3 protein-coding genes are annotated in these 1,906 nt (G+C 27.8%); 2 read left to right on the top strand and 1 reads right to left on the bottom strand.

Annotated features, from left to right (window positions below; genetic code table 11):
• The coding region (locus Q0370_RS02740; RefSeq protein ID WP_299571806.1) for an Abi family protein at positions 1–756 on the bottom strand (756 nt) is incomplete at its 3' end.
• Between the two features lie 322 nt (positions 757–1,078).
• Between Q0370_RS02740 and Q0370_RS02745 the strand changes: the two genes are divergently transcribed.
• Complete coding sequence (locus Q0370_RS02745; RefSeq protein WP_299571809.1) at positions 1,079–1,696, top strand: recombinase family protein; 618 nt, start codon at positions 1,079–1,081, stop codon at positions 1,694–1,696.
• A gap of 28 nt (positions 1,697–1,724) precedes the next feature.
• The gene (locus Q0370_RS02750) at positions 1,725–1,895 is read left to right on the top strand and encodes a hypothetical protein (RefSeq protein ID WP_178936457.1); all 171 of its coding nucleotides are present in this window, start codon (positions 1,725–1,727) and stop codon (positions 1,893–1,895) included.
• Positions 1,896–1,906 lie beyond the last annotated feature (11 nt).

Below are 1,906 nucleotides of genomic sequence, written 5' to 3' on the forward strand. Positions count from 1 at the left end.
GGAGAATAACTTTTTATTATTACTTGTTATTCCAGAAGTATTTGATAAATTTAAAAATTCTTTAATGGTATAATTATAAAATCTCTCATTATGTCCTGCAGCATTTCTAAATCTTGAACAAGATTTTAGAAATGTACCTATAAAGAGTTTATCTATTGTTAAATGAGTTCCATATTCAGTTTCAAAGAGATTTTGACAACAACTAACAATGTTGTCCTTTACATCGTTGATTAAAATTGAATAAAGTTTACTTAATTCTCCGAAAGTAATGAAATGTATGACAACCCAAAAAGGAATGTTATCTTTTCCAGTTTTGTGATAATGAGAGATAATTGGCAAAGTATTGTTGTTTTTTATATTTGTAAGAGTATTTATTACATCTGTGATTGTTCTTCTTGTTTTTTTCCTTTTAAAGTAATTATTGTCATCCAAATAAGTTTCTATTTTTGTTGGATTATGGTATTCTGAAAAATAATAAGCTATCATAGTTTTAAATAATCTTTCTATCTGAGTGAGATAATTGAAAAATAAAGTTCTTAAATCTCTATCAAATTCATACAGAGACTTTATATCATTAAAATGAGTACCATCCCTATAAATTTCTTTTCTTCGATTTATTACAAAAGGATCTTTGTAGAAATTTATGATAGAATAATAGTTGTTTCTCATTAAATAATAAATAGTATTTTGGTCAGTTTTCATTCTGCCATTTAATATATTAACTTGCTCTGAAAACGTTTTAAAAGGTTTATCCAATTTTTCCTCCTATAAAAAACTCTCATATTTCTATGAGAGCCGTCTTTGAGTCTATACCTGCGTTATAAATAACTTGTATAGAGCATTCCATTTATAAAGGTATTTTACCTTATTTACTTTGGTTTGTCAAGATATTTTTTTAAATGAATAAATGAACGTATTATTAAGTCAAATGTAACAATAAAGAATTACATCTGCTTATCAAAACAGATGTTTTAATGCACGCTTAAAACTATACTGAATTTAAGGGTATAATAAGCAAAATAATGTACACTAAATTAAAATATATTTTAGTATACATTTTTGTAAAGGAGTTGTCTAAATGAAATTTGGATATGCAAGAGTAAGCACGGCAAAGCAGGATTTGACACGGCAGATAGCATCGCTTGAAAATGCTGGCTGTGATGAAGTTTATTGTGATATACAAAGCGGAAAAAATATGAAGAGAGCTGAACTGCAGAAAATTTTATCAAAAATTCGGGAAAATGATACGTTTGTTGTTACAGACATTGACAGACTTGGGCGTAATTTTACAGAAGTTACTGAGCTTTATACAAAGCTTAAGGATATGAAAGTTAATATTGCTGTAATCAATCAGGAACTTTTAAATCATAATGTGAATGACAGAAAGGACCAAATTGTAAATGTTGTTGTAATTCCTCTTCTAATATATTTAGCTGAAAGGGAACGAAGCATTTTAATTGAAAGAATAAATGACGGAATTAAAAATATGCCGCTTAGAAAATCTGGGAAAAGATACAGCAGGAAAACTGGAAATGTAATTGGACGGCCAGTCAAAGTTTTAAATCTTTCAAAAGAAGAACAGGATATGTTAAAACGAGTACGAAATAAGGAAATAAGTGTAAAAAGTTTTTGCAGGTTTATGCAGATAAGCAGATCTTCGTATTATAAATATTACAGGAACAGTTATCCTGATTAAAAACTAAAGATAGGTGGGAATTTCAATTATGACTGATGAATTTTTTGAAGATGAAAATGTAGATGATGGGGAAAATAATCTTGAATATGATAGAGATATTTTTGACATTGAAATTGAATTTGATGACGAAGTTGTTAAGAGAATTGAAAGAACTGAAACAGCTAGGGAATTTGAAAAGTTGATTGAAAGTGAGGAGTAATTATTAAAACT

Origin of the sequence: uncultured Leptotrichia sp., assembly GCF_938036635.1 — a bacterium.
Lineage (GTDB): Bacteria > Fusobacteriota > Fusobacteriia > Fusobacteriales > Leptotrichiaceae > Leptotrichia > Leptotrichia hongkongensis.

What these genes read in the sequence shown, in the direction of transcription:
- Q0370_RS02750 (WP_178936457.1), top strand. Translation starts at nt 1,725, where the DNA reads ATGACTGATGAATTTTTTGAAGATGAAAATGTAGATGATGGGGAAAAT.
- Q0370_RS02745 (WP_299571809.1), top strand. Translation starts at nt 1,079, where the DNA reads ATGAAATTTGGATATGCAAGAGTAAGCACGGCAAAGCAGGATTTGACA.